Consider the following 26642-nt stretch of genomic DNA (forward strand, 5'->3'; position numbering starts at 1 on the left):
TGATTTGTTCTTCAAACCCGTGAGCAACACCTCACCCGGAAGCGACGCCGTCAGCCATGTGCCGCCGTCGGGCGTCCGGCTCAACCACGCGGGATGTGAGCGAGCGTCCGGCTCAACCACGCGGGATGTGAGCGAGGGTTAGAGGAGGCGGCGCTCGGCCGCCCACTTGGTGAGTTCGTGGCGGCTGGAGAGCTGGAGTTTCCGCAACACAGCTGACACATGTGTCTCCACGGTCTTGATGGAGATGAACAGCTCCTTGGCGACTTCCTTGTAGCTGTAGCCCCGGGCGATAAGCCGCATGACCTCGAGTTCCCTGGCGGACAGCTTGTCCAGTTCGTCGTCCGCGATGTCCGCAGGAGCGGTTCCGAATGCATCCAGGACGAACCCTGCGAGCCGGGGTGAAAACACGGCGTCGCCATCGGCAACGCGGATGACGGCGTCGGAAATTTCCTTGCCGGATATGGTCTTGGTGACGTAGCCACGGGCACCGGCACGGATCACGGAAACCACGTCCTCAGCGGCATCCGAAACACTCAGGGCCAGGAATCTGGTGCTCCCCAGCAGGGCCGCGGACCCGGCGATGACCTCACGGCCGCCGCCGCCAAGACCGCCGGGAAGGTGAACGTCCAGGAGCACTACCTCGGGTCGGGTCTCCGCGATGACGGCGATGGCCTGCTCCACCGTTCCTGCTTCACCCACCACGTGCATGCGCCCGTCCAGGTCGGCTTTCAGGCCGGATCGGAAAATAGTGTGGTCATCCACGATCACCACCCGCACGCTGCGCGCTGTACCGCCGTCAGGATTGATGGTCATTGTTTCGTGTCTCCGTTCCGGACTTCAGTACCCCGGGCCTCGCCGTTCCGGCCTTCGCCCATCTCTGGATTTGCCGATGGCAGGGCCAACCGGACCTCGGTTCCCTCGCCGCTGCTGTTGATCACTGCTGTTCCGCCGTGCCTCTTCATGCGTCCGATGATCGATTCCTTCACACCCAACCTGTCATCGGGAATGGCCTCGACCGCGAAGCCGGGCCCCCGGTCCTTGATGAAGATCTCCGATCCGGCCTCGGTGCTCTCCAAGTAGACCGAAACAGCGCCACCGCCGTGCCGCGCAGCGTTCAGCATGGCCTCCCGGGCTGCCTGGACCAAGGCTTCGTGCCTGTCCGTCATGTCGGAGTCGCCCACTGTGACTACTTCCACGGCTTGGCCGTGGGCGTCCTCCACTTCCCCGGCAACGGCTTTGATGCGTTCTGCCAGCAGGCCGGATTCCTTGGCGGGATCGCTGAAGAGCCATGCCCGCAGTTCCCGTTCCTGGGCCCTTGCCAATCGAAGGACATCCTGTTCGGAGCCGGCCCGTCGCTGGATGAGCGCCAATGTCTGGAGAACGGAGTCGTGCAAGTGTGCGGCGATCTCGGCGCGCTCGGTTTCGCGGACGCGGCCGGCACGTTCGGTTTCCAGGTCCTTCCAGAACTTGAGGCCCCATGGCAGCAGCACCAAGGCAACACCGCCAAGGACTGCAATGGAGGCCAACAGCGCCAGCCAGGTCTGCTCCCACGATCCGGAGCCGGACACCATGACCAGGACGCCGGCCACCACCAGCGCCAGGCCCGCAGCCAGGCGCACCCAACCACCGGCCTGGTCTGCCTTCGTCTTGTCCACGAGCCCGGCCCTGCGCGTTTCATCGAGCTGCATCCAGGCGATCGCGGCACCGCCCAGGATCGCAGCTGCCGGAATCAGGGTGCCCAGGGGGACGTCGACGCCGAACTGGCGGGCTATCAGGATCGCAGCCACCAGGAGCAGTGCCGCGCCGAGCAGGATTTCCTTGCCGTACTGGATTTTGCGGAAAGAGAACCACGACGCCACGGCGCTGCTGTCCCACCATTGGTCGGACGGGCCCGAGGAAGCAGTCACCCCGGCTGCGGTGCCGTCGCTGCCGGCCCAACTGCCGGCCGCCTGGCCGCTCACCGTCGGTTCGGCCACAGCCGCCGGTGCCGTTCCGGCGTCGTACGTTTGTTGCTGGCGCTGCGTCCCGACGCCGGCATTCGGCACCGGCGGCAGGCTCACGGCAGGAGCAATAGGCGACGCCGGCCGTCGGGCATTGCGTTTGGCGGCCTCGTCCGCGGTGGGAACCATGGTCCACAGCCACGCGTAGAAAGCCAGGCCCGCTCCGCCGGCGAAACTGGCCAGAACCATCCCGAGCCGCACATATTTGACCGGCCACCCCAAGTGATCGGCCAGGCCGCTGCAGACGCCCGCGATCATGCGGTCGCTGCTGCGGACCAGCGGGGGGCGTTCGATGGCGGTTCTCATGTACCAATCCAAGCACGGATCAGGGTTCCCCGAACCGGATTCCCGCAGGGTCAGGGGGCCTCTCAGGGATCATTCAGGGTATCCCCCAGTAGAGGCCAACGGCGTGGGGCGGCAGGATCGAAGTATGAACGCGAACAGCATGAATCCAGAGGAACCCGGAACGCCTGGCACCGCCGGCACATCCGGCTCCAGCGCCACCAATGGCGCCTCCACGGGAGCTCCCGGTACTTCTTCGGACCAGACTTCTGCCGGAGGGTCCGCCGGAACTGGTCCGACCGCCGGAAGCTACGCGCCGACCGGCGAAGCCCCGCAAGGTTCCCAGCAGAACTACTTCGACTGGATCCGCAACCTGGGGGTCCGGCGTGGTCCTGACCGCTGGATCGGCGGGGTGGCCAGTGGCGTCGCCCACCGGTACGGCATCGATCCGTTGATCGTCCGGGGCATCTTCATTGTGCTGGCACTTTTCGCCGGGGTCGGGGTTCTGCTGTACGGCATCGCATGGGCGCTCCTGCCCGAACCTGATGGGCGCATCCACGTCCAGGAGGCCGCCGCCGGTCGCTGGTCGGGCGGCATGACAGGTGCCTTGATCACCACCATCATCGGCTTCCCAAGCCTGGGCCGCGGATTCTGGGGGTGGGGATGGAACGGACTTCCCGGCCTGTTCTGGACGCTGTTCTGGATAGCCGGCATCAGTTACCTCGTCTATGTCCTGATTCAGCGGAACAAGGGCGCGAAAGCATCCGCGTCCGCCGGCCCGCAGAACTACACCGCCTCCTACCCGGCCACTCCCACGGCGGGAACCAACACCGGCGTTCCCGTCTACGGCGCTTCTGCGCCGACGGGCCAGCGGAGCGGGGTTTACGGTTCAAGCGGCTACGGTGCGCCGGGCTACGGTGCGGCCGGCCACGGTGCGGGGCCAGTCCCGACATCCGGTCCGGTCCCGCCGTCGGGACCGCGTCCTCCCTACGGTTCCACTCCCCCGCAAGGGTGGGCCCCGAAGCCGGTTGCCCCCAAGCGCAAGGGACCGGGCGCAGCCACGGTCGCCGTGACTGCAGGTACGGCCCTGCTGGCCGGAGGCACCGTGAAGGCGCTCGACGCCGGACACGTCATTGATCTGGGCAGCTCGGCCAACGCCGTGGTTTTCGCAACGGGCGCTGCCGTCCTGGGCCTGGGCATCCTGGTCGCCGGACTCCGCGGGCGGACTTCAGGATTCCTCGGGTTCCTGGCCGTTGTTGCCCTGATCATTGGCGGCATCTTCAACGTGGTTCCCCGCAACGGTGACCGATTGACCTTCCACGACGTCAACTGGGCACCCACCAGCGTTGAACAGGCGCGAGAAGGCATAGACGTCACCGGCGCCCAAGGCACTGTCGACCTCAGCGACATCACCACGACACCGCCCTTGATCACAGAGGTCCTGGTGCCCGTCGACGCCACCGCGAGCAACGTCACGGTCATCATCCCGGACAACGTCCCCGTTGAGGTCAGGGCGGATATGACCTTCGGCAACCTGAACGAACGAGGAAGCGACCGTGGCGGTCGGCTGAAGGACGACCGTACCGTCTATAACTCCGGCAAACCCGGGGCCAACCTGGTGGTCCAGATCGACGGCACTTTCAGCAACGTGACCATCAAGGAAGGAAACTGACATGAGCACGAACGAGCCAACCAAGGAATCCGGGTCCTCCCCCACCGAGCCGTTGCCCAAGGGAACCCGCCCCACCGAAGCCCTGCCAAAGCCCGCCCTTCGGGAGATACCCCTGACGCCACAGCTGGAGCCAAGCTTCCGTGTGGAAAACACAGAAGACGAAAAACCCCGGCAGGCCCGCATTGGCACCGTGGTGTGGGGGTTGATTGTGGTGGCGTTGGCGGCGCTGATCATCATCTCCACCCTGGGCTGGGTGACGCTGAACGGCACTTATGTGCTCATCGGCCTGATGATCGGAGCCGGGGCCGCCTTGGTGGTTGGCGGACTCCTTTCAACGCGGAAGGGTTCCACTAAATCCAAGAACCACGCTGCGTGAGGCGGCCGAACCACGTGACAAAGCAACCTCAACAGGGAAGTGTGTAGATATGGACAAGTTCTTCAGCATCGTCAGGGGCCTCGGCCTGAAGCGCGGACCACAACGCTGGCTGGGTGGCATTTGCGGTGGCATCGCCGCCAAACTCAGGGTGGATGTGGCGTATGTCCGGGTAGCTTTCCTGCTTTTCTGCTTGCTTCCCGGGCCGGCAGTGGTGATCTACATCCTCGGTTGGCTCATACTGCCCGACCAGAACAACAAGATCGCCCTCGAATCCTTCCTCAGCCAACGGTCCCGGTAACTTACGGACCAGAAAGCGCCCCTGCCGGACGGCGGGGCGCTTTCTGTTGGTTTCGGCCTTGTTTCCACTACCGCACACCCGGGCTAAAAAGTAACCATTTGTGTCCCACCCCACATGCCTGTCTACAATCGTTGGGAGCTCAGCGTGGCGCTCTTGCACGTATTCCTCCAAGCCATGAGTGAGCAAACATGAAAATTGGCATTCTTACCAGCGGTGGCGACTGCCCCGGACTCAACGCAGTGATCCGGGGAGCGGTCCTCAAAGGCATCGCCATCCACGGCCAGGAATTCGTGGGTTTCCGTGACGGTTGGCGCGGCGTGGTGGAGGGCGACATCATCGACATCCCCCGCACCATGGTCCGCGGTATCGCCAAGCAGGGTGGAACCATCCTGGGAACTTCCCGCACCAACCCTTTCGAAAACGGTGGCGGCCCGGATGTCATCAAGGCCCACATGGAGCGCCTGGGGATTGATGCCATCATCGCCATCGGTGGTGAAGGAACCCTGGCTGCGGCCAAGCGCCTCACGGATGCCGGATTGAAGATCGTCGGCGTGCCCAAGACCGTGGACAACGACCTCGACGCCACCGACTACACCTTCGGCTTCGACACCGCGGTCCAGATCGCCACCGAGGCCATTGACCGCCTGCGGACCACCGGTGAATCGCACCACCGTTGCATGATCGCCGAGGTCATGGGTCGCCACGTGGGCTGGATCGCCCTGCACGCGGGCATGGCAGCCGGTGCCCACGCCATCCTGATCCCGGAGCAGAAAGCCAGCATCGAACAGATCGCCGAGTGGGTCCAGGAGGCCCACGACCGTGGCCGTGCACCGCTGGTGGTTGTTGCTGAAGGTTTCGTCCCGGACCACCTGGAATCCCCGCACTCAGAGCGCGGCCTGGATACCTTCGGCCGGCCCCGCCTGGGTGGAATCGCGGACCAGTTGGCACCCGAGATCGAGGCCCGCACGGGGATTGAAACCCGCGCCACGATCCTCGGACACATCCAACGCGGCGGCGTACCCACGGCCTACGACCGCGTCCTCGCGACCCGCCTTGGCATGGCCGCCATCGACTCCGTGGTGGATGGCCGCTGGGGAACCATGGTGGCACTGAAGGGCACGGACATCTCGCACGTCGGCTTTGAGGAAGCCCTGGGCAAGCTCAAGACGGTGCCGCAGCACCGTTACGACGAAGCGTCGGTATTGTTCGGCTAGGCTGAATCCATGACTCTGGAGCCCACGTCCGCTGCCATCATCCAGCTGGCGTGGGCCCGCCGTTTGGGTTTCGACGACGACGCTTTCGCCGGCGCTGCTGCCGCCCTCTCCTCTGGCGGGGCTGCTCCGGGCGCCCCCACCAGCAGGATGACCCGCGTTGATGACTCAGCGCGGGCAGTGGTGTTCCTGCGGTTGTTTGGCGTTTCAGCCTTGGTCGGCCCCCAGTGGGCGTTGGACGCAGCCGAAGACATCCCCGATACCGAGCTTGCCCAGCATGTGACGTTGTTGACCCTCACCCGTTCCCACGGCGGGCACGGACTTGGATCCTCGGCATTGTTTTTCGCCGATGACCTGCCCTTGCAGCAGCCCTCCGAGGACCTGACGGTCTCGCACGGCAACCCCGAGGCCATCATTCTGGAAGGGCTGTGCCCGCCGGACGACGTGAATGAAGTGGGGCTACAGGGCCTTGAACACCGTTTCACCATCATGCATCCGGAAGAGCAACAGCCCACTCCGGTGGCCTGCGGAGCCTACGGAGAGTGGGAGGGCATCCTGGCCAACATGGGAGTGCTGGTCGCTCCCCCGTGGCGCAAGCGCGGAATAGGAACGTTGGCTGCCTCAATCGCCGCCCACGAAGCACTCGCTGCCGGGCTGACCCTTCAATGGAAGGCCGATGTCAGCAACACCGGAGCACTCGCGATGGCCCGCAGCCTTGGCTTCGCCACGGGCGGGCTCCACGCGAGCGTGCTCCTGGGCTGACTCCCCCAGCCTCCCCCTCCACGAGTTTTTGTACAGCTAACGACCTTTAGAAGGGCTTTTGAGGGCATTAGCTGTACAAAAACTCCATCGGCTAGTGCTGGACTTGGGTGCTGCTTCCTTCGGGGGTGCTTTCTTCGGATCGGGTGCCGGCTGCGTCGGTTTGGGCGGCCGGTTTGGCGCCCCAGCCGGATACCGCCTTCGGCTTACCGAAGAACAGGGCGACGACGGCGGCCAGCAGGATCGCGCAGGCGGGCAACAGGATGGACTGGCTCATCGCCGTCGAGAATCCCGCATGCAGGAACTCCGGCAGGGTGCCGCCCATCGATACCTCGCCGACAGGTGCTCCGGCAGGTGCGGCCGGGAGCTCAGCTGCCAGACGCGACTGGATCAAGGCTGCAATTGCGGCCGAACCGAGGACTGCACCGATCTGGCGGGTCGTGTTGAAGACTCCGGATCCAGCCCCGGCCTGGCGCGGGTCCAGGTTGCGGGTGGTCGCATTGGACACCGGCCCCCAGATGAAGGCGTTGGCAACACCCTGCAGTGCGCTGGGCAACAGGAACATCCAGATCGGAGTGTCCGGCCCCAGCAGTGAAGCCGTCCAGAACAGGGCTCCGGAGAGGCAGACCAGGCCGAACGCAGCGAACCAGCGGGGGTTGGCGCGGTCGATCAGCTTGCCCACGAACGGTGCCAGCGCACCGGAGATGACTGCCATCGGAATCATGAGCAGCGCGGATTGGGTGGGCGTCAGGCCGCGGACCGTCTGATAGTAGAAGATGGTGGGCAAAGGGAACGCCGTCACAGTGAAACCAACGGCCATGATGGTGGTGTTGCCCAGGGAGAAGTTCCGGTCCTTGAACAGGCCAAGGGGAAGCAGCGGTTCTCCGCCACGACGCTCCAGGAACCACTGCCACAGGACAAAGGCCACCAGTACTGCCAGGCCGGTGATGATCAGGCCCCAGACCGAGATGAACCCGTTCACGGTGCCCCACTTGTAGGTTTGGCCTTCCTGGATTCCGAAGACCAGCAGGAACATACCCACCGCCGAGAGGAGCACGCCGACGATGTCGAAGGTGTGGCTGTGCGTGGTCAGCTTGGGAACGAACCGGGTCACCAGGATGAAAGCCACGACGCCGATGGGAACGTTGACGAAGAAGATCCACTCCCAGCCGAGGCTGTCCACCAGGACGCCGCCCAGGATAGGGCCGACCAGCACCGCCATGCCTGCCGTAGCGCCCCAGAGGCCCATGGCGGCGCCCCGGCGGTCCGGTGGGAAGATCCGGGTGATGACGGCCATGGTCTGCGGAGTCATCATGGCCGCACCGAAGCCCTGCACAGCCCTGGCGGCGATCAACATGGTCACGTCTCCCGAAAGGCCGCACCACAGGGATGCCAACGTAAAGACGACAAGGCCGATCAGGTACAGGTTCTTGGGACCGAAACGGTCACCCAGCCTGCCGGTGATGAGAAGAGGCACTGCGTAGGCCAGCAAGTAGGCGCTGGTTACCCAGATGACGGCGTTGATGTCAGTGTTCAGGCCCTCCATGATCCGCGGGTTCGCGACCGACACAATGGTGGTGTCGATAAGGATCATGAAGAAGCCAACCACGAGTGACCACAGCGCGGGCCACGGCTTAGCTATGTTTTCCAAGGGGTTCCTTTGGCTTGTTTGAAAGTTCGGTAACGGCAGGGCGGGGTTCGTCCCAAGGCAGCTGCCCGGTGCCCAACTCCTCCAGGAGTTCGCGGATCCACGCGATCTCGGTTCGAAGCATGGCTTGTTGGTAAGTGATGTCGATCCAGTACTTGCGCTCGAGCCCCTTGGCTGTGACAGCCTCCTGTGCGTGGAGCAGGAAGTCGAGATCGGCGCCCAGGGCAACCACCCGTTCTTCCAGGAGGCCGGTCACCACGTCCGCGGGGAGGTGGTGGGCTTCGGCTATGGCATGGGGAAAGACGGGGTACTCGTTGATGGGCGTGGCCAGCATGGCTTGCAGCCGCGCATCCAAGGCTGCGTGTCCAGCCGGGGTGATTTGGTAGGTGGTCCGCTCGGGACGCTTACCTTCCCGGCCGGTCCCGGTTGCTTCCACCAGCCCGCTCTCCTCGAGCCGGCCCACTGCATGGTACAGCGTGCCGGGCCGGACTTTGACCAGCCGGTCCTCATGGCGGGCCATCAGCACTTGGTACATCTCATAGGGATGCATCGGCTGTTCGGCGAGGAGTGCCAACGAAGCTACGCCCAGCGGCGTCAATTCAGCACTTCTGGCCACAGCTGTCCCCTTCCACGTAGTGTTATTCCACAACAACTATTCCACGTGGAATATCAGGGCGCAAGTAACCCCGGCTGTATCAACAGCCGGGGTTACTTGACGGGACGGCTCAAACCGGACAAATCAGTCGAGAAGTGCCAGGATTTCGGTGCGGGCAAACATCGTGGCGGCGTCGCGGGCGCTCGGCGTACCGGCGTCGGGATCCGCTCCAGCGTCCAGCAACGCCCTGGCGACACCCACATAACCCTTGAACACGGCACCGGCAAGCGGTGTCTGGCCCCGGTCGTTGGGGGCGTTGACGTCGGCACCGTGGTGGATGATCAGCTGCACAGCGTCCTCGTGCCCATGGTAGGCCGCGAGCATCAGCAGCGAATCCCCCGCGGCGTTGGTCAAGGTGGCGGGGGCACCCGCGTTCAAATAGCCCCGCAGCAGCTCGGCGTCGCCTTCGCGGGCGGCATCGAACAGCGCGTGGGCCAGGGCCAAAGTTTCCTCGTCCGGGCCGGTCCCGGGGTTGGTGGCATCGGCACCATCAGTGTGGCTCATCGGTGGGGTCCCTTCAGGAATCCGGTCTGGCGCCCGACCACCTGGCCGGCGTCGGGGGCGACGATCACTTCCTGGGCTGCGACATAAGGCTCCTCGCCGTCCATCACCGTCAACGTCTCCTCTGCCGAAACGGAGCGTTTGATCACGGCCAAGGCCACAGGTCCCATTTCGAAGTGCTGCGCCACCGATGTCAGAGTACCCACCTTGCGTTCCCCGGCAAAGACAACACTGCCCACCGCAGGCAAGGTGTGCTGTGAACCATCGAGCTGCAGAAACACCAGGCGGCGCGGCGGGTGCCCAAGGTTATGCACGCGCGCAATGGTCTCCTGGCCCTTGTAGCAGCCCTTGTTGAGGTGGACGGAGGTCCGGATCAGGTCCAGTTCGTGCGGGATGGTCTTGTCGTCGGTTTCGGCTCCGAGCCTCGGACGCCATGCCGCAATCCGGAGGGCGTCGGCTGCCATCGCGCCTGCAAGTGGCAGGCCTTCGACGGCGGACTCAAGTTCCGCTGCCGGTACAAGGTATTCGAACCAAGGACGCTCAAGACCCGGGTGCGACTCTTCGGGGACCAGGCTGTAGGAGTATCCGCCTGGAGAGACCCGCGGCCACGGGTCTTCCCATACGAGGCGGCCGGCAAATTGGTCCACCGGCTTGGTGGAGCCAACCACGGCCCATTCCCCGGAGACATCCGCGATCTCCACGCGGAGCATGAACTTCATCTTGTTCAGCCATTCGGCCAAGGGTTCCGCTTCAGCGGCTTCGACGATCAGCCAGGTCGTGCCGCCGTCGTCAATAACGCGGGCGTCGAATTCGATGCGGCCCTGGACGCTGAGCAGCAGCAGCTCGCTGGCGACGTTCGGCTGCAGGTTGGTCAGCTGCTGCGAGGACAGGGTGTTGAGCCAGCTGAGACGGTCGGGACCGGACACCGTGACCACGCCACGGTGCGAAAGATCCACGACGGCGGTGCCTGCCGCCAGGGCGCGCTGCTCGCGCAACGGTTCACCGTAGTGGGCAGCGACGCCGGCATCCAGGCCGGTGTCTTCGACCGCGCCGGGGCGCGACAACAGAGGGCTCTTGTAAGTCATATCCAGTAGAAGTCCTAGCGGCTTTGAGGTATTCCGGACCGGGGTAATCCGGTTCAGCGGTATTCCGGGTTGTCGAAATCGAACCGGGTGCCGGCTTTCCATTCCTCGGGCAGGTTGCCGTAGGCGGGAATGCCGCCCGCATCCCGCAGGAGCTTGGCCATGTGCAGCAGGTTCCAGGTCATGAAGGTGGTGTTCCTGTTAGTAAAATCACTCTCCGGTCCGCCCGATCCTTCATCCAAATAGCTGGGTCCGGGGCCTACGGGACCGATCCAACCGGCGTCTGCCTGCGGCGGGATGGTGAACCCGATGTGCTGGAGGCTGTATAAGACATTCATGGAACAGTGCTTGATGCCGTCCTCATTGCCCGTAATCAGGCAGCCGCCAACCTTCGGATAGAACGCCCACTGGCCCTTGCTGTTCAGCTGGCCGGAATGGGCGTAAAGGCGCTCGATGAGTTTCTTGGTTTGCGAGGAGTTGTCACCCAGCCAGATGGGGCCGGCAACCACCACGATGTCTGCCTCCTGGACAGCAGGATAAAGCTCGGGCCATTCGTCCGTCTTCCATCCATGCTCACGCATGTCCGGGTAGACACCACTTGCGATGTCGTGATCCACGGTCCGGATGAGGCGGGTGGTGACTCCCTGCTTCTCCATGATGTCCCGGCTGATCCGGATCAGGCCGTCGGTGTTGCTCAGCTGCGGGGATGGCTTCAGCGTGCCGTTGAAAAAGAGAGCCTTGAGGCCCTCATAGCCCTGGGGTTTGTCGGTCACTTTCTGCTCCTTCTGCCGTTGCTTCATGGAACGTACGGTGAACCCCAGGTCAGGGGCCCGGGCTTTCAGACCTGGGTCAGGAGACCTTGTGCAGGAACGCCGATGCGTGGGCTTCGAGGGTCTTGCCGTTGGCTGCGACATCCCAGCGCCACAGGAGATTACCGTCCACCAAACCGAAGATCCGGGTGGCTGCAGTGTATTCCTTGGAGTGGCTCCCCCGCATCACCATGTCAGTGCTCAGTTGGATCTGTGGACCCTTGATCTGGCCGTAGTAGAGCTCGGTGATGCCACCGGGGTGGGCGATCGATACTGAGATGTCGAAGCCGCCGTCTTTGTTGCGGCGTTGTTCTACTTCGTCTGCCGTCTTGAGTACAGGGACGATATCGGCCGGAATCAGCCCGGGGCCGCCGTCGCCTTCTTCAAGCTTGCGCTCCAGCGCCCAGAACCCGGTCTCAACCGTCAACGGGCGCAACTTTGCGCCGGCGTCGTCGCTGATCCAGGTTTCGGCCCGGTACTGCAGGTACGGCAGGCCGTTGTGGGTAAAGGAAACGTGCTGGACGAAGTGTTCGGAATCCTCGTCGCCGCTGCCGAGCCGGCCACGGCCCTCCCACTCACCAATGAGCCAGGAAAGGGGGACGAGTTCGGGCGTCAGATCTGTGGGGATCTCAATAGGCACAACAGTTACCTCGGTTGGGCTGCAGGGTCAGAACGTTACTTCTGGCCCTTGAAAAGGCGGTATACGACGAATCCTGCAAACCACGCCATGGCGACGCTGGCAAGGCCAAGGAGAACGAGGAAGAAGATTTCAAATGCGAGTACAGACATGATGCCATCCTAACCGTTAGTAGATGAGTAGTTTGTCTATGAAGTACACCAAGGCACCCACGGCCCAGACCGGGGCCACTCCCATGCCCACTGCTGCCGGAATGTTGAGCCTGCCCCGCCGAAGTGTGGTCATGCGCCGGAAACACACCAGCACCGAACCCACGACCACGCCTACCAAGGCAGCGGGCAGGACGGCGATGTCCGAGAAAACCAGGCCCGCAAGAGGACCCATGAGGCCCGCCATGACAACCCCAAGGGGCGCCACAATACGGTCAGGCCAGCGGATGATGCCTACCAGGAGCGCAACTGCCGCGCTCAGGCCTGCCACCAGGACCATTTCCTTGACGCCGTTGAACCTTGCACTGGCTATCCAGCCTGCACCGAGGCAATTCAACAGCACCCCGGCACTGCAGCCGAGGGTCGACTCCAGTCGCTGGGCCTGGCCCGTGCCGCGGACGAGCTGCACGACGAACACGGCCATCACGCCAAGGGCAACAAAAGCAGGCGTCCCCTCAAGGAAACCCGGCGCCGGAAGGTATGCGGCCGCCACGGCAGAGCACGCGCCGGAAAGTCCGATGACAGCCGCAAGCGTCTTCTTGGCCGGGACACCCAGGAAGTGGGGCCAGCCAATGCCCACCGCTGCCGAGGCCGCGATGCCCACCCCCACCATGACTTCCCGGGAAACGAAGGTTCCGGCCACGATGGCCGCGAGCGCCACGAGTCCAAATACCCCGATACTCCAAGACTTCACTGTGTGCCCGACCTCAATCCGATGCGCCCTCTACGGCCTCTCGACAATCCTGCCCTATCCCGGCCCAATATGTCGTAATTCCCCTCCCAGCCCGTCACGAATCCCTGTGTCGCAGGGCACTGATGGGTATACTCAGACTTCAACAGCGCACTGTCCTGGCCCCCATCCCGTCACAACGAGCAAGGGCCGCAAGGCGCTGGGACCGGCCGGTGGAACTCCGGCTTCGACGCCCGATGATGCGCGTACAGCCCATTGGAGGAACTATGTCGCACATCCTGCTCCTGACGAACAGCACCGGCTCATCGGTGGACATTCTGCCTGCCTTGGAGTTGTTGAACCACCGTGTGCACATCCTCCCGGCAGAACCGACCGCCTTGCTCGAAACCGACCCCACGGACATCGTTTTCCTGGATGCCCGCAAGGACCTGGTGGGAGCCCGCTCGTTGACGCAACTGCTCAAGGCCACGGGTCTGAGCGCTCCCTTGATGCTGATCCTCACAGAAGGCGGCATGGCGGCCGTTTCTTCAGCCTGGGCCGTGGACGACATCGTGCTCGACTCCGCCGGACCGGCCGAGGTGGAAGCCCGTATCAGGCTCGCCATGGCGCGTGCTGTACCCGGCGAAGAGGAGACCCAAACGGAGATCCGGGCCGCCGGCGTCGTAATCGACGAAGCCAGCTACACCGCCCGCGTCAGTGGCCAGCCGCTCAACCTGACATTCAAGGAGTTCGAGCTCCTCAAGTACCTGGCGCAGCACCCTGGCCGCGTCTTTACCCGCCAACAGTTGCTGACCGAAGTCTGGGGCTACGACTACTACGGCGGCACGCGGACGGTGGATGTCCATATCCGTCGACTTCGCGCCAAGCTGGGCGTGGACCACGAAAACCTCATCAGCACAGTCCGCAACGTCGGATACAGGCTTACGCTGGTGCGGTTGCCCGACGACGAACTCTCCGAAGCCTGAGACACTGACTCAAAAGTAAAGGCCGGGATCCCTACGGATCCCGGCCTTTTCTTTGCTGCATTGGTGGAGGACATACGGGTCGAACGTATCGAGGCCACCCCACTGGTGGATCCCCCCTGTACCCGGCCAAAGCCGAATGAGATAACGACACTACAGCCGTTGCGCCGGGACTTCAAATCACGGGGATTGCCAGGGGCGTATAGCCTTGCATCATGAGTCAAGCGCATCCGGAGAACTGGCCCGTACTGATCATCAAAGGCGCTGTGGACGGCGAACTCCTCCACGACTTCAAGAGCCTCACCGCCGCGGCCGAGGAGTCGGACGGCAACCCACCCCTGTCCGAGCAGACCATGGTCATGCTGCGGGGAGCCGACGCGGGAGACCACTCGGTGCTGTCCTTCGCGCTGTATGCCCCGGACGAGGACTCGGATCCGGCGACGGCCGAAGACCTGGCGGGAATCGCCGTCGTCGTTGAAGCTCAGGACGGAAACGGCGTACTGGAACTGGCCGTCCACCCCAATTACCGGAACCAGGGGGTGGCCGGGCGGCTGTTGGACGCCCTGCAGAAGGAACGGAGCCTTGAAGGCCTCAGCGCCTGGTCGCACGGCGGCCACGAGGCCGCTGCGCAGTTGGCCACCCGTTTCGGTTACGGGCCGGTACGCGAACTGTGGAAGATGCGGCTGATGTCGTCGACATCCGCACTGCCCGACGCCGCCCTCCCGGACGGCGTTTCGCTGCGCGCCTTCGTGCCGGGCCAGGACGAGCAGGCGTGGCTGGCCGCCAACCGCGCCGCTTTTTCCCACCACCCCGAACAGGGTTCCATGACACTCGAGGACCTGGAGGCCCGGAAAGCAGAAGACTGGTTCGATCCCGAAGGCTTTTTCCTGGCCGTCGACGACGCAGACGAACTCCTGGGATTCCACTGGACCAAGGTCCACCCCCGGCAAGGGCCGCACCCGGCAATCGGCGAGGTGTATGTGGTGGGCGTTACTCCGGCCGTACAGGGTTCGGGGCTCGGCAAAGCCTTGACTGTTGCCGGAATCAAACACCTCCAGGATCAGGGCCTCCACGCCGTGATGCTGTACGTGGACGCCGACAACCAGGCTGCTGTGGCCCTATACCAGAAACTGGGATTCATCCGCTGGGACACCGATGTGATGTACGGTCCGTTAACGAAAAATTAACCTGGCGCGATCACGGCAGGGAAAGGCGGCGGCTCATTGGATTCGGACACCGCGATTGCTTGTAATGTGGGAGGAAACCCAGTCCTGAGCTTAGGAGAGCCCCATGCAGCCGGACCCCGTCGGCATCGCCGGATCCACCTCTAAGGGGGCGACACTGCCTCCGCGCTTCGGATCCTCTGAAGTGCCGGCCTCGCGGGCCACCCAGGACCGCATCGATATTCCCGAATTCGCGCCGAGCCTGGAACCCGAAGGCGACATCTCCCCGGACCGCTTCCTGGACCGCGAGCTCAGCTGGCTTGCCTTCAACTCCCGCGTGCTGGAGCTTGCCGAGGATCCCGATCTGTTCCTGCTGGAGCGCGTCAACTTCCTCTCGATCTTTGCTTCCAACCTGGATGAGTTCTTCATGGTCCGCGTGGCCGGCCTCAAGCGCCGTATCGCCACCGGACTGGCTGTCCCCTCCCCCGCGGGGCTCAGCCCCATCGAGGTGCTGGAGCAGATCGGTGAAGAGGCCCACAAGCTGCAGGAACGCCACGCCCGCGTTTTTGCCGAGCAGATCCGGCCGGCCCTGGCCTACGAACACATCCACCTCATGCATTGGCATGAGCTGGACGAGGATGCCCGGCAGCGGATCAGCGTCATGTTCCAGGAGAAGGTCTTCCCCATCCTGACTCCCCTCGCCGTGGACCCTGCCCACCCCTTCCCGTACATTTCGGGCCTCTCCCTGAACCTGGCCGTGATCGTCAGCAACCCCATCAGCGACAAGGAACTCTTCGCCCGCGTCAAGGTTCCGGACCAGTTGCCGCGCCTCATCTCCGTGGACGGACCCCGCGCCGGCGCCATCCCGGGCCGTGTTGCCAGGTTCATCGCGCTGGAAGAAGTCATCGCTGTCCACTTGGACAAGCTCTTCCCGGGCATGGAAGTCCTGGAACACCACACCTTCCGCGTCACCCGTAACGAGGACCTGGAAGTTGAAGAGGACGACGCCGAGAACCTCCTGCAGGCTCTGGAGAAGGAATTGCTGCGCCGCCGCTTCGGTCCTCCCGTGCGCTTGGAAGTAACCACGGACATCAACCCGAACATCAAGGCCCTGCTCATCCGGGAACTCGGTGTCGAAGAGTCCGAGGTCTACTCCGTGCCCGCGCCGCTGGATCTTCGCGGCTTGTCCGCGATCAGCAGCATTGATCGCGCCGATCTCCACTATCCGAAGCACGTTCCGCACACCTCGCGTTACCTCAACGAGTCCGAGACCTCCAAGGCCGCGAACGTCTTCGCAGCGATGCGGCGCAGGGACATCCTGCTCCACCACCCCTATGACTCCTTCTCGACCTCCGTCCAGGCGTTCCTGGAGCAGGCGGCAGCGGATCCCAAGGTCCAGGCCATCAAGCAGACCCTTTACCGGACGTCGGGCGACTCCCCGATCGTGGATGCCTTGATTGACGCCGCTGAAGCCGGCAAACAGGTCCTGGCCCTCGTGGAAATCAAGGCCCGCTTCGATGAGCAGGCCAACATCTCGTGGGCACGCAAGCTGGAACAGGCCGGGGTCCACGTGGTGTACGGCATTGTTGGCCTCAAAACCCACTGCAAGCTGTCCCTGGTGGTGCGCCAGGAAGTGGATGGCCTGCGCCGCTACTGCCACATCGGTACGGGCAACTACCACCCCCGCACCGCCCGTTACTACGAAGACCTTGGATTGCTGACGGCCAACGAACAGGTGGGCGAGGACCTCTCCAAGCTCTTTAACCAGTTGTCCGGCTATGCACCGAAGTCCACCTTCAAGAGACTGTTGGTGGCGCCCCGCTCCGTCCGTGCAGGCTTGGTGGACCGGATTGAAACCGAGATCCGCAACGCCCGTGCCGGCATCCCCGGCCTGGTGCAGATCAAGGTCAACTCCATGGTCGACGAGGCCATCATCGACGCCCTTTACCGCGCTTCGCAGGCGGGCGTGAAGGTCGACGTTGTGGTGCGTGGCATCTGCTCCCTCCGCCCGGGCGTTCCCGGCCTGAGCGAGAACATCACCGTCAGGTCGATCCTGGGCCGCTTCCTTGAACACTCGCGCGTGTTTGCCTTCGGCAACGGCGGTGATCCGGTGGTCTACATCGGTTCGGCCGACATGATGCACCGCAACCTGGATCGCCGCGTGGAAGCACTGGTGCAGCTGGCCAGCAAGGAGGACATCACGACCGTCATGGACCTGATGCGCCGCTACGTGGACGACGGAACGGCCAGCTGGCACCTGGACAACCAAGGACACTGGACCAGGCACCACCTGGATGAGAACGGCAAGCCGCTGCTGGACATGCAGTCCTGGTTGCTGGAGTCGCGTTCACGCCAGCGCGCGTCGGCACGTAGGTAAGGACAGAGTTGAACAGCGATACCCCCGTGGAGGATCAGACAGACCACCCCGGTGAGCCGGTGGCCGTTGTGGCCGCCGGCGCCATTCCCTGGCGCGTCAACAAAGGCGCCCTGGAGGTTCTGTTGATCCACCGGCCCCGCTACGACGATTGGTCGTGGCCCAAAGGAAAGCTCGACGCCGGGGAAACAGTTCCCGAGTGCGCGGCGCGTGAAGTGTGGGAAGAGATAGGTCTCCGTGCACCGCTTGGCATTCCCCTGCCTGCCATTCACTACCACGTATCCGCCGGCCTGAAAGTGGTCCAGTACTGGGCTGCGAAGGTCAACGGTGAACCACTGCGTCCCGACGGCAAGGAAGTGGACAGCGTGATGTGGTGCAGCCCTGACCGGGCAGCGTCCTTCCTCAGCAACCCCACGGATGTGAAGCCCCTGGAGTATCTGGAGAAAGCCCACGTCCGGGGTGAGTTGGACACGTGGCCCCTTATTCTGATCCGTCACGCGAAAGCCAAGCCGAGGTCCTCATGGACCAAGGCGGAGGGTGACCGCCCCCTGGCGGCCACGGGACAGCGACAGGCAGTGGCCGTGCAGCGCCTGCTGGACGTCTGGAAGCCGCAGCGGCTGGTCTCCAGCCCGTGGGCACGCTGCGTGGCAACCATCGCCCCCTATGCGAAGGCTTCGGGCGCCAAGGTCAAGTTGGTGGAAGCCCTGACCGAACACAACCACCAACGCTCCCCCAAAAAGACTGCAGCGGCCATCGAGGCGTTGTTCGACAAGCAGCTTCCCGTTGCGGTGTGTACGCATCGGCCAGCCCTGCCCACCGCCTTGAAGCAGCTGGCGCAGCACATGCCGCAAAACCTGCGCGCTGCCCTGCCTGCGGCTGATCCTTACCTCTCGCCCGGTGAAGTCATTGTGTGCCAGGTGGCGCGGGGATCCGAGCGGAAGATCGTCTCCGTGGAGCAGGTCAAGCCTTTCGACGACTAAGGCCGCATGGTTGACCCCCGGGTCTTTGTATCAAATACTTGACACATTGATTCGAAGACTTGGGGGGTCTTTACATTGTCTTTCTACCTGCCGCCGCTGTTGCTCCTTGGACCCTTGGTTGGCGCCGTGCTCGTCTACCTTTTCCTCAGGGTCCAGGTCTGGTCCAAGCCCAATGCCAAGTCCGTCGAATCCCACGGGCTCTGGGTCGGCATCATCGGCTGGATGGCCAGTTCCCTCCAGGGGGCGATGAGTACCGGCATCCTCAAAGTGGACCCATCGGCGTCGAACGCACCCACTGCTCCGGATCAGATTTTCACGGCCCTTGCTTGGCCCGTCCTGGCAGCTCTGACCGTTCACGCCCTTGGCCAGTGGAGCTACCCAGCCCCCAAGGCACCCCGCAGGTACGCGGAGTTGAGGGTCAGGAGAATCCGCGATTTCCTGCCGCGAAGACTCGCTTTCTGGACGGCTGGCATCTTCGTCTACGCGGGCACCGCCATAGCCTCGATCAGCCCGCTTCCGGCCTACACACCGGTTCTTCCGGCGCCGACGCCCCAGCCGCTCCCGGACTACAACACCGGCTACGTTGGGCAGGGACAGGACGGCAGGATCGCGGGTTCGGAACTGGCCGGGTGGCTTGGTGGGGCCCTGCTGGTACTCGCGGTGGGTACGTGGCTGGTCCTGGTGCTCATTGCACGGCGCCGCCAACTTGAAACCCTCAGCAGCGAGGACAACCTCACCCTCCGGTCCATCGCGGCCAACCGCCTCCTGCGAACCGTATCCACCATTGCTGCGGGATTGGCGGCCATCGCCGGCAACTACGCTGCCCTTCCCGCGCCGGGCGCCACGTGGCAATCGTCGTGGTTCAACGCCCTCGGAGCAGTAAACATGGCCGTGCTGCTGGTCATGTGGTGGTGGAAGGTGCCCGTTCTTCCCTCCCTCCCTCCAGGCAGCCAGGAGATCCGTCAGTGGCGCCGCTCTTCGCGCCGATCCGCGCACGCACGGCGCAGCGAAACTCAGTGTGTCCCTTGGTGCAGTCCTTGGGACCATCGCCGCAGTGATGCTCCTGACCGTGGGCTTGTGGTTTGGCTACTTTTCGACCCACGAACAGGGCCCCGTTGCCCCGGCGATCGTCGTCTCCGTGACCGCCGCTTTGATTCTGCTCACCATTGCCGCAGGCGAGCTGCTGATCGCCCGCAACTACGGGGATCAGGACGCACCCCTGGCTTGGCCGCGGCAGGCAGTATCGAGGGGACTGCTCACCTTCACCATCGTGTCGGCAGCCCTGTTTGCCGTGACCATCGTCATGACCGCCACAGCGCAAGCACTCCTCGTCGGGCCACCCACATGGCCGGCCTACCTCGCCCTCACGTTTGGGGTTGGGCTGGTGGGTGCCGCCGCGATCCTGGCCACGCGCCGTCGTCGTGGACTTCCCGAACCCGAGGACAGCGGCGGACTTGATGCCGCGCTGCGCGCCATCACGATGTTCAGGATCGTCCGGACCCTCGCGGCCTTCCTCCTTGCACAGTCCGCGGTGATGCTGCTGGGCAACGCCGACGCGTGGGGAACCCTGTTCCCGGCTTTCAATCAACTGGGACCGAGTCCTGTCTACATGGCAGGAGTCGTCCTTGCCGTTGCGGCCATCGCCGCCGCGGTCACGCCCGTCCGGAGCCTTTTCCGGAACATTCCCCGCCGTGAGCACGCACCGAGTGGGGATCGCGCCCAATGACCGCAGGGATCACCATCGACCTCGCGGACCCGGTCCCGCCCTATGAGCAGATCCGGAGGCAACTCAGTTCGCTGATCGCCGTCGGGGTCCTCACGCCCGGAAGCCGCCTGCCCACTGTGCGCAGCCTTGCCGCGGACCTCGGGATCGCAGCCGGGACGGTAGCGCGGGCGTACAAAGAACTTGAGCAGTCCGGACTGATTGAATCACGACGCCGGAACGGGACTGTCGTCGTTGGGCCGCCTGCGGTGCCGAACGGCGCGGTTGGCGCAGACGCGGCGGTGATTGCCGCCGTCGACGGCTTGATCGGGACGGCGCGGCGCGCGGGTGTGACCGATGAAACGCTGATCGACCTGCTTCGCGGGAGGTTGGGAAGTAAGCTTGAGCCGTGAGCATCCCCACCCCGTATGAAGACCTCCTGCGCGATGTCATGGCCAACGGCACGCACAAATCCGACCGCACCGGCACGGGAACGCGCAGCGTGTTCGGCCGTCAGTTGCGCTTCGATCTGGGCACGAGCTTCCCGCTCATCACCACCAAGCGGGTCCATTTCAAGTCCGTCGCTGTGGAGCTGCTGTGGTTCCTGCGTGGGGATTCGAATGTGAAGTGGATGCAGGACCAAGGCGTGTCCATCTGGGACGAATGGGCCGATGCGGACGGCGAGCTTGGTCCCGTTTACGGTGTCCAGTGGCGCAGCTGGCCCACCCCGGATGGCGGCCACATCGACCAGATCTCCGAGGTCATGAAGAGCCTCGCCGCAAACCCCGATTCCCGCCGCCATATTGTTTCCGCCTGGAACGTCTCGGAACTCAAGGACATGGCCCTGCCTCCGTGCCACGCGTTCTTCCAGTTCTACGTGGCCGATGGCAAGCTGTCCTGCCAGCTGTACCAGCGCTCCGCCGACACCTTCCTCGGCGTCCCGTTCAACATTGCCTCCTACGCACTCCTGACGCTCATGGTGGCGCAGCAGCTTGGCCTGGAACCCGGCGAATTCGTGTGGACCGGCGGCGATGTGCACGTCTACGACAACCACGTGGAGCAGGTGACCGAGCAGCTCAGCCGCGAGCCGTATGAATACCCGCAGCTGAAGATCCTCCGCAAGCCCGACTCCATCTTCGACTACACCCTTGATGACTTCGAGGTAGTGGGCTACCAGCACCACCCCACCATTAAGGCGCCGATCGCGGTATGAGCGACTCTTCCTCCGCCCCGGACCAGCTCCCCGGCGCCATCTTCACCCAGGAAACTGCAGCGAAGATGACCGGCATCGGCATGATCTGGGCCCAGACAACATCCGGAGTCATCGGCAAGGACGGCACCATGCCGTGGCAGCTGCCTGAGGACATGAAGCACTTCAGCCAGGTCACCACCGGGCACCCCGTCATCATGGGCCGCAGGACCTGGGAATCATTTCCCCCGAAGTACCGCCCCCTCCCGGGCCGGACCAACATCGTAGTGACCCGCAACGAAAAGTGGGCGTCCTCGCCCGAGGCCCAGGGCGCCGTCGTGGTTTCTTCGCTGGACGAGGCTTTGCTGGAGTCCCAGTTTGCCCCGGGCGGCCAGAAAGTATGGATCGTAGGCGGCGGGGAAATCTACCGCCAGTCCATGGGCATCGCCAACATTGCCGTCATCACCATCATCGACACCGACGTCGAAGGTGACACCTACGCACCCGAACTCGGCGATGACTGGACCTTCGATACCGTTGCGCCCGCCGAAGGCTGGCTCACCTCCAAGAACGGCACCAACTACCGGTTCACCACGTGGCGCCGGAACGAAAGCTAGGAAAGCCCACATGCTGAAAAAACCCGAAACCCTCTTCGTGCTGGGCTACATGCTGCTGCCGCTCTTCGCACTGCTCTCGGCCATTGTTGGGCTCACCATGATTCTTGGGGGCAACAAGATCGTGGGCATCATCGTGCTGGTTGTTGTCACGCAGGTCTTCACCTTTGGTGCATTCTTTGCCCTGCGCAAGCGGAAGGCCGCTTTGCTGCAGGAGCCCGATGCGCTGCAAGGACCCGACGCCGGCCTATAGGCTCGCGACCGAGAGCCCACTTTCATGACCCCACCAGAGCGCCGTCGCGGACACCGACGGGGATACTACGCGCGGCAGATCGAGGCCGAGGCCGAACGCCAAGGCCTGACAGTTGAAGAGTATGGGGTCTACAAAGGGGACGTCGGCAGTGCCGTCAAACCCATCAACTCAGCGGGCGGACTTCTTTTTCTTAGCATGCTGATCACCATCTGCATGAGTGCGTCCGCAGTGTTCTTCATCCAGGCAATTATTGGTGGGCAGGACCTGGATTGGGGCCAGATAGTGATTACCGTGCTGGTGGGCCTCTGGCTCGTCCCCACGGCCTGGTTCCTGTACTTCAAGGAACGCAAAGCCTCGCGCCTTCGGAAACAGAACGGCAAAACCATTGAACTTCCGACCCGCCGCAACACTCCCCGCGACTGAGTCCGCTCAATCGCTGTGGAGGGAGCCGGCGTCGTGCTTTGGGTGCGTGACGTAACCAACAGCGGCAGTCTGCTCCAAAAGTTTAGACTTGGGGAATGACTACAGCAGCTAATCCGTCCGTAGGACTGGTCGGTTGGCGTGGCATGGTCGGTTCCGTCCTGATGCAGCGCATGCAGGAAGAGAACGACTTCGCCAACATCAACCCGGTATTTTTCTCCACCTCGAACGCAGGAGGTGCCGCCCCGTCCTTCGCTGATGGGGCCGGCAAGCTCGAGGATGCGTTCGATATTGAGACGCTTGCCAAGCTGCCGATTATTGTCACCGCCCAGGGCGGCGATTACACCAAGCAGGTCCACAGCGAACTCCGCAGCCGCGGCTGGGACGGCCTCTGGATCGACGCTGCCTCCACCCTGCGCATGAACGACGACTCGATCATCGTGCTGGACCCCATCAACCGCGACGTCATCGACGCCGGGCTTTCCGGCGGCGTGAAGGACTTCATCGGCGGAAACTGTACGGTTTCCTGCATGCTGATGGGCCTCGGCGGCCTGTTCAAGAACAACCTCGTGGAGTGGGGTACGTCCATGACGTACCAGGCCGCTTCCGGCGGTGGCGCGCGCCATATGCGCGAACTCCTGAACCAGTTCGGCACGCTCAACAACGAGGTCAGCAGCGAACTCGAGGACCCGGCATCGGCCATCCTTGAGATCGACCGCAAGGTGCTTGCCACCCAGCGCACCGGGGTTGACGCCACCCAGTTCGGCGTTCCGCTGGCCGGTTCCCTGATTCCGTGGATCGATGCCGACCTCGGCAACGGCCAGTCCAAGGAAGAATGGAAGGCCGGGGTCGAGACCAACAAGATCCTTGGCACGTCCAAAGGAACCCCGGGCAAGGAACACATCGCCATGGACGGGCTCTGTGTCCGCATCGGTGCCATGCGTTCGCACTCGCAGGCTCTGACGCTGAAGCTTCGCGAAGACCTGTCCGTCACGGAGATCGAGAACCTCCTGGCCAAGGACAACGAGTGGGCCAAAGTTGTGCCCAACACCAAGGAAGCCTCCATGGCGGACCTGACCCCGGTTGCAGCTTCAGGCACCCTGGACATCCCGGTTGGCCGTATCCGGAAGCTCGAAATGGGTCCGGAGTACATCAGTGCCTTCACCGTGGGCGACCAGCTCCTGTGGGGTGCGGCCGAACCCCTGCGCCGCATGCTCAACATCGTGACGGGCAAGCTCTAACCCAGGCAGTATCACGTCCCTAGCCCGCTGTTCCGTTGCTGCCCTGCAACGGAACAGCGGGTTTTCGACGTTCTGGCCGCGACAAGGCAGTCTTCACTCGCCGCTCCACTTCCCACGGCCTGCCGAGGTCCTGCCACTCGATTCGGATAACGTCCCAGCCCAAGGCTTTGAGTGCTTTCTCTCGTCTGCGTTCCTGAAAGACCACCTCGTCAGTGGGCGCATAGTCGAAGTACTTGGTACGGCCGTCGAACTCGAGAATAACTTTGCTGTCCGGCCATCCGAAGTCTCCGCGGTAGCGACCGATGGGAGTATCGACTTCGAGCTGAAGCACGGCTTCCGGGATTCCCAGCCTCTCCAAAAGAGCACGCGTCCGGGTCTCGCCCACGGATTCGGAACGGCCATCCATTGCGTCCAGCACCCGCCGCAAGCGTCGAGCGCCTCTCGTGATCCGGCCCCCGTCCACGTAAGCCTGAATCAACACCGGATCCGCCCCTCTGCGAAGGGCTTGGTCTGCGACCACCAGTGCCCGTTCGAATTCCAGGGTCCGGGCACAATCGACGACAGTCCGCTCCAAGCTCGTCACTCTGGCGCGTTGCCCCCAAGGAGTCAGGATCTCAACAATCTCGGCAGTTTCCAGCACCGCACCATGTGCGCGTACATCCTCCCCGGAACTTGCCTGGGCCGGCGAGAAGGGCGTAGTGACGTGCACCAGCGGCCCACCACCCCACGGTGTGCATCCATGCAGGCGCGCGGCACTGGCATGGCTGTAGAGACTGGCCGAGCGCGAACCAAGCTGGTGTGCTTGGATTCTCAGCAGGTCCTGCTCCCACGGAGGTCGGCGACGCCAGTCTGAGCTTCGGGCGTATGCGCCCCGTCTTACCCGAATAAGCTTGCCGGAGCGCACACCCGCTGTCAGCACGCGGTCGCCCAAGCCTTTTCCTGCGAGTTCCGACGTAACAGCAATGGTACTGTCAGGCCAATTGGCGGCTATCAGTGCATCCAGTTTTCGCGATTGCATGCATTCATCGTGAGTTGGTCCGAGGATGTCGGGACATCCCTTTTCCGTCGTATGTGGACAAGTGCTGCATCAAACCATGCCCTAGATGGAGACGGCCCTTGGCGCCCAGCCCCCTAATAACGTCGCGGACCCGCACCAACGTCGTTGGGCCACAACGTAAAAGCGGGCCGACAACGACTTTGACCCACAGCGGGCGGGTTAGCCGGCCATGAACTTCAGATACGCACGGCCCTGGGCCTGGAAGGACCGCTCCGCGGAGGGGCCAAGCTCCCCCGCGAACGGCTCAGGCTCCACTCCGATGGTCTTGCCACTCACAGTCCGGCTCCACGTACCGATCACTTCGCCCCCGGAGACGATGATCCGTTTGAACACCCCGTTCTTTCCAGGCACCACAAGCTCGGCGAACCCGGGGTCCAGGACCAGGCTCCTGTCCTGGTAGCCGAGCAGGTACTCATCGAAGCCAGGGAGGGCCAGCAACGAGCGCGGGCCGGGGACGTCGTCGTCGAGCATTTCCGCTGACTCTGGCGAGAGCCAATAGCTGGTGCCGGCAAAATCCAGCTCGACCAGGCGGTCCTGCACCTGCTTCAGCGCGGCGCGGACCTCCGTCACCGGGATCTGGCTCCACCACGCGAAATCCTTGACCGTGGCCGGCCCCCGGCTCCTGAAGTAGCGGAAGAGCAACTCGGCGATGCCTTCCTCACGGCCAAGCTGCCGCGGTTCCGGGATCCATTCCTCGAACGGCACGAAGAGCTGTTGCACGCCGACTTTGCCGTTGGTACCCGCCATCGGGCCCTGGACCAGCCAAGCGTGTTGGCAGAGGCTCCCCAGCAGATGGATGCCGCGCTGGGCCTTGGTGGGCTGCCCGGCTTCCTCGAACGCCTGGAAGAGCTGCTCCCGGGTCGCTCCTGGCATGCCTTCCGCCTTGAGGACTTCGGTGGTCTTGAACGCGATGTCCCGGCAGTGGGCGATGTCGTCGGCGGTGATGGAGAGCTCGCGGTGGCGCCCCGCCACCGAGTTCATCAGCCGTCCGCTGGTGATGCCCAAAATCCAGCGAAGGTCCTCAGGCGCCACCAGATGCAGGGTGCCCCGCATCGGCCATGACCGGACCACCGTCCCGGCATCGAGCGCCGCGCGCACATCCGACGCAGCGGTCCCGGGCACCCGCTGCCCTACCGCCCATAATGCCGAGCCGAGATCCTGCGCCTGCATCGCGGTCATCCAGCGGACGGCTTCGGAAACGGCGGGAAAACCGCCACCCAACAGGCCTTGGCCGGCGAGCCGCAAACGGCCCATTACACGCGGAGTCAGGGGTACAGGCATGCTTCATCCTAAAAGGAGCAACAAGCACAGGGAACCTTGCCGGGCCTCCCAGCCCTCACCCAGCAGCGGCTCCTAGGATGGTTTCATGCTTTTTGGTGATCTTGCTCCGTTTGTGCGGCCGCTGAGCCGGTGGTTGGCTGCCGCCGGCTGGTTCTGCACGCTCGTCGGGCTTGGTTCCGGGCTGATAGTAGCGGTCGGAACCGGCGTCAGCCTGTCCCCCTCGATGCAAACCATCCAGACCGTCAGCTTGATCGCGACTGCGACCGCGGCGCTGTTGATCGGCACCGCTGCGGCCAGCCAGCCCCTCTCCGATCGCCATGACGACGCCCCCGAGCCTTGGTACTACCCCGCCGCCGCAGCACAGGTCCGCAGCTTCCTGTTGGGCGCGATCGTCCTGCTCCTGGGGCTGGTCGGTTTTGCGACGGCTGGGCTGTTCATGCCAAGTGGTCCGTCGCCGCAGAGCATCGCCTTCAGCCAGATCTTCCTGCTGGGCTCGGTCAGCTGCGGACTCACGTTCCTGCTGCTGAACAAGGTGCTCCCCATCGCCGAACGCCGGACCCGCTAAGTGCAGGCACT

At 63.8% G+C, this 26642-nt stretch carries 28 protein-coding genes; 17 read left to right on the plus strand and 11 right to left on the minus strand.

The window, feature by feature from the left end:
• Nucleotides 1-138: 138 nt before the first annotated feature.
• Together N5P29_RS15035 and N5P29_RS15040 are read right to left on the minus strand one after the other, a co-directional pair.
• On the minus strand, nt 139-813 hold the full coding sequence (locus N5P29_RS15035) for a LuxR C-terminal-related transcriptional regulator (protein WP_262275627.1): 675 nt from the start codon (nt 811-813) through the stop codon (nt 139-141).
• Nucleotides 810-2306, minus strand: a complete 1497-nt coding sequence (locus tag N5P29_RS15040; protein ID WP_262275628.1) for an ATP-binding protein — start codon at nt 2304-2306, stop codon at nt 810-812. Before N5P29_RS15040 ends, N5P29_RS15035 begins: the two co-directional genes overlap by 4 nt.
• Nucleotides 2307-2430: 124 nt before the next feature.
• On the opposite strand from N5P29_RS15040, the gene N5P29_RS15045 reads away from it, so the two are divergent.
• From N5P29_RS15045 to N5P29_RS15065, 5 genes are all read left to right on the plus strand, one after another.
• Nucleotides 2431-3954, plus strand: a complete 1524-nt coding sequence (locus N5P29_RS15045) for a PspC domain-containing protein (RefSeq protein ID WP_262275629.1) — start codon at nt 2431-2433, stop codon at nt 3952-3954.
• A 1-nt stretch (nt 3955) separates the two neighbouring features.
• Nucleotides 3956-4330 (plus strand): hypothetical protein, encoded by a 375-nt coding sequence (locus N5P29_RS15050; protein ID WP_262275630.1) that lies wholly within the window; start codon nt 3956-3958, stop codon nt 4328-4330.
• 49 nt (nt 4331-4379) lie between these two features.
• A complete protein-coding gene (locus tag N5P29_RS15055; RefSeq protein ID WP_262275631.1) occupies nt 4380-4628 on the plus strand; it encodes a PspC domain-containing protein in 249 nt (82 codons plus the stop codon).
• 188 nt (nt 4629-4816) lie between these two features.
• Nucleotides 4817-5842: an ATP-dependent 6-phosphofructokinase gene (locus N5P29_RS15060; protein ID WP_262275632.1), complete on the plus strand. Its 1026-nt coding sequence runs from the start codon at nt 4817-4819 to the stop codon at nt 5840-5842.
• Nucleotides 5843-5851: 9 nt separating this feature from the next.
• Nucleotides 5852-6601: a GNAT family N-acetyltransferase gene (locus N5P29_RS15065; protein WP_262275633.1), complete on the plus strand. Its 750-nt coding sequence runs from the start codon at nt 5852-5854 to the stop codon at nt 6599-6601.
• Between the two features lie 91 nt (nt 6602-6692).
• Here N5P29_RS15065 and N5P29_RS15070 read toward each other — a convergent pair whose 3' ends face one another.
• The 7 genes from N5P29_RS15070 to N5P29_RS15100 form a co-directional block, all read right to left on the minus strand.
• Nucleotides 6693-8249, minus strand: a complete 1557-nt coding sequence (locus N5P29_RS15070; protein WP_262275634.1) for a DHA2 family efflux MFS transporter permease subunit — start codon at nt 8247-8249, stop codon at nt 6693-6695.
• The gene (locus tag N5P29_RS15075; protein ID WP_262275635.1) at nt 8233-8862 is read right to left on the minus strand and encodes a PadR family transcriptional regulator; all 630 of its coding nucleotides are present in this window, start codon (nt 8860-8862) and stop codon (nt 8233-8235) included. The genes N5P29_RS15070 and N5P29_RS15075 overlap by 17 nt, the downstream gene beginning before the upstream one ends.
• 123 nt (nt 8863-8985) lie before the next feature.
• The gene (locus N5P29_RS15080; protein ID WP_262275636.1) at nt 8986-9405 is read right to left on the minus strand and encodes an ankyrin repeat domain-containing protein; all 420 of its coding nucleotides are present in this window, start codon (nt 9403-9405) and stop codon (nt 8986-8988) included.
• Nucleotides 9402-10487 (minus strand): CAF17-like 4Fe-4S cluster assembly/insertion protein YgfZ, encoded by a 1086-nt coding sequence (locus tag N5P29_RS15085; protein WP_262275637.1) that lies wholly within the window; start codon nt 10485-10487, stop codon nt 9402-9404. The genes N5P29_RS15080 and N5P29_RS15085 overlap by 4 nt, the downstream gene beginning before the upstream one ends.
• Before the next feature lie 53 nt (nt 10488-10540).
• Entirely contained in the window at nt 10541-11257 is a 717-nt protein-coding gene (locus N5P29_RS15090) for a flavodoxin family protein (protein WP_262275638.1), read from the minus strand.
• A gap of 76 nt (nt 11258-11333) precedes the next feature.
• The gene (locus N5P29_RS15095) at nt 11334-11933 is read right to left on the minus strand and encodes a nitrobindin family protein (protein ID WP_262275639.1); all 600 of its coding nucleotides are present in this window, start codon (nt 11931-11933) and stop codon (nt 11334-11336) included.
• Nucleotides 11934-12098: 165 nt separating this feature from the next.
• Complete coding sequence (locus N5P29_RS15100) at nt 12099-12833, minus strand: permease (RefSeq protein WP_262275640.1); 735 nt, start codon at nt 12831-12833, stop codon at nt 12099-12101.
• Between the two features lie 263 nt (nt 12834-13096).
• Between N5P29_RS15100 and N5P29_RS15105 the strand changes: the two genes are divergently transcribed.
• The 11 genes from N5P29_RS15105 to asd all read left to right on the plus strand — a co-directional run bounded on the left by N5P29_RS15105 (nt 13097) and on the right by asd (nt 23728).
• Nucleotides 13097-13795, plus strand: coding sequence for a winged helix-turn-helix transcriptional regulator (locus tag N5P29_RS15105; protein ID WP_018776718.1), 699 nt, complete (start codon nt 13097-13099; stop codon nt 13793-13795).
• Nucleotides 13796-14007: 212 nt separating this feature from the next.
• The gene (gene mshD, locus N5P29_RS15110; RefSeq protein ID WP_262275641.1) at nt 14008-14979 is read left to right on the plus strand and encodes a mycothiol synthase; all 972 of its coding nucleotides are present in this window, start codon (nt 14008-14010) and stop codon (nt 14977-14979) included.
• A 103-nt stretch (nt 14980-15082) separates the two neighbouring features.
• The gene (locus tag N5P29_RS15115; protein WP_262275642.1) at nt 15083-17332 is read left to right on the plus strand and encodes an RNA degradosome polyphosphate kinase; all 2250 of its coding nucleotides are present in this window, start codon (nt 15083-15085) and stop codon (nt 17330-17332) included.
• An 8-nt stretch (nt 17333-17340) separates the two neighbouring features.
• The gene (locus N5P29_RS15120) at nt 17341-18309 is read left to right on the plus strand and encodes an NUDIX hydrolase (protein ID WP_262275643.1); all 969 of its coding nucleotides are present in this window, start codon (nt 17341-17343) and stop codon (nt 18307-18309) included.
• A gap of 1018 nt (nt 18310-19327) precedes the next feature.
• Nucleotides 19328-20035, plus strand: coding sequence for a hypothetical protein (locus N5P29_RS15125; protein WP_262275644.1), 708 nt, complete (start codon nt 19328-19330; stop codon nt 20033-20035).
• The gene (locus tag N5P29_RS15130) at nt 20032-20424 is read left to right on the plus strand and encodes a GntR family transcriptional regulator (protein ID WP_262275645.1); all 393 of its coding nucleotides are present in this window, start codon (nt 20032-20034) and stop codon (nt 20422-20424) included. Before N5P29_RS15125 ends, N5P29_RS15130 begins: the two co-directional genes overlap by 4 nt.
• Complete coding sequence (locus tag N5P29_RS15135) at nt 20421-21224, plus strand: thymidylate synthase (protein ID WP_315973354.1); 804 nt, start codon at nt 20421-20423, stop codon at nt 21222-21224. Before N5P29_RS15130 ends, N5P29_RS15135 begins: the two co-directional genes overlap by 4 nt.
• Entirely contained in the window at nt 21221-21817 is a 597-nt protein-coding gene (locus N5P29_RS15140; RefSeq protein WP_262275646.1) for a dihydrofolate reductase, read from the plus strand. Before N5P29_RS15135 ends, N5P29_RS15140 begins: the two co-directional genes overlap by 4 nt.
• 10 nt (nt 21818-21827) lie before the next feature.
• The gene (locus N5P29_RS15145; protein ID WP_262275647.1) at nt 21828-22067 is read left to right on the plus strand and encodes an NF038396 family protein; all 240 of its coding nucleotides are present in this window, start codon (nt 21828-21830) and stop codon (nt 22065-22067) included.
• Nucleotides 22068-22091: 24 nt separating this feature from the next.
• On the plus strand, nt 22092-22490 hold the full coding sequence (locus N5P29_RS15150) for a hypothetical protein (protein ID WP_262275648.1): 399 nt from the start codon (nt 22092-22094) through the stop codon (nt 22488-22490).
• A 95-nt stretch (nt 22491-22585) separates the two neighbouring features.
• A complete protein-coding gene (gene asd / locus N5P29_RS15155; protein ID WP_144659378.1) occupies nt 22586-23728 on the plus strand; it encodes an aspartate-semialdehyde dehydrogenase in 1143 nt (380 codons plus the stop codon).
• Between the two features lie 19 nt (nt 23729-23747).
• Here the strand turns inward: asd and N5P29_RS15160 are convergent, their stop codons facing one another.
• Together N5P29_RS15160 and N5P29_RS15165 are read right to left on the minus strand one after the other, a co-directional pair.
• Complete coding sequence (locus N5P29_RS15160) at nt 23748-24746, minus strand: hypothetical protein (RefSeq protein ID WP_262275649.1); 999 nt, start codon at nt 24744-24746, stop codon at nt 23748-23750.
• Between the two features lie 198 nt (nt 24747-24944).
• Complete coding sequence (locus N5P29_RS15165) at nt 24945-26066, minus strand: winged helix DNA-binding domain-containing protein (RefSeq protein ID WP_262275650.1); 1122 nt, start codon at nt 26064-26066, stop codon at nt 24945-24947.
• An 85-nt stretch (nt 26067-26151) separates the two neighbouring features.
• Between N5P29_RS15165 and N5P29_RS15170 the strand changes: the two genes are divergently transcribed.
• Nucleotides 26152-26631: a hypothetical protein gene (locus tag N5P29_RS15170; protein WP_262275651.1), complete on the plus strand. Its 480-nt coding sequence runs from the start codon at nt 26152-26154 to the stop codon at nt 26629-26631.
• Nucleotides 26632-26642 lie beyond the last annotated feature (11 nt).

It is taken from the genome of Paenarthrobacter sp. JL.01a (genome assembly GCF_025452095.1).
Lineage (GTDB): Bacteria > Actinomycetota > Actinomycetes > Actinomycetales > Micrococcaceae > Arthrobacter.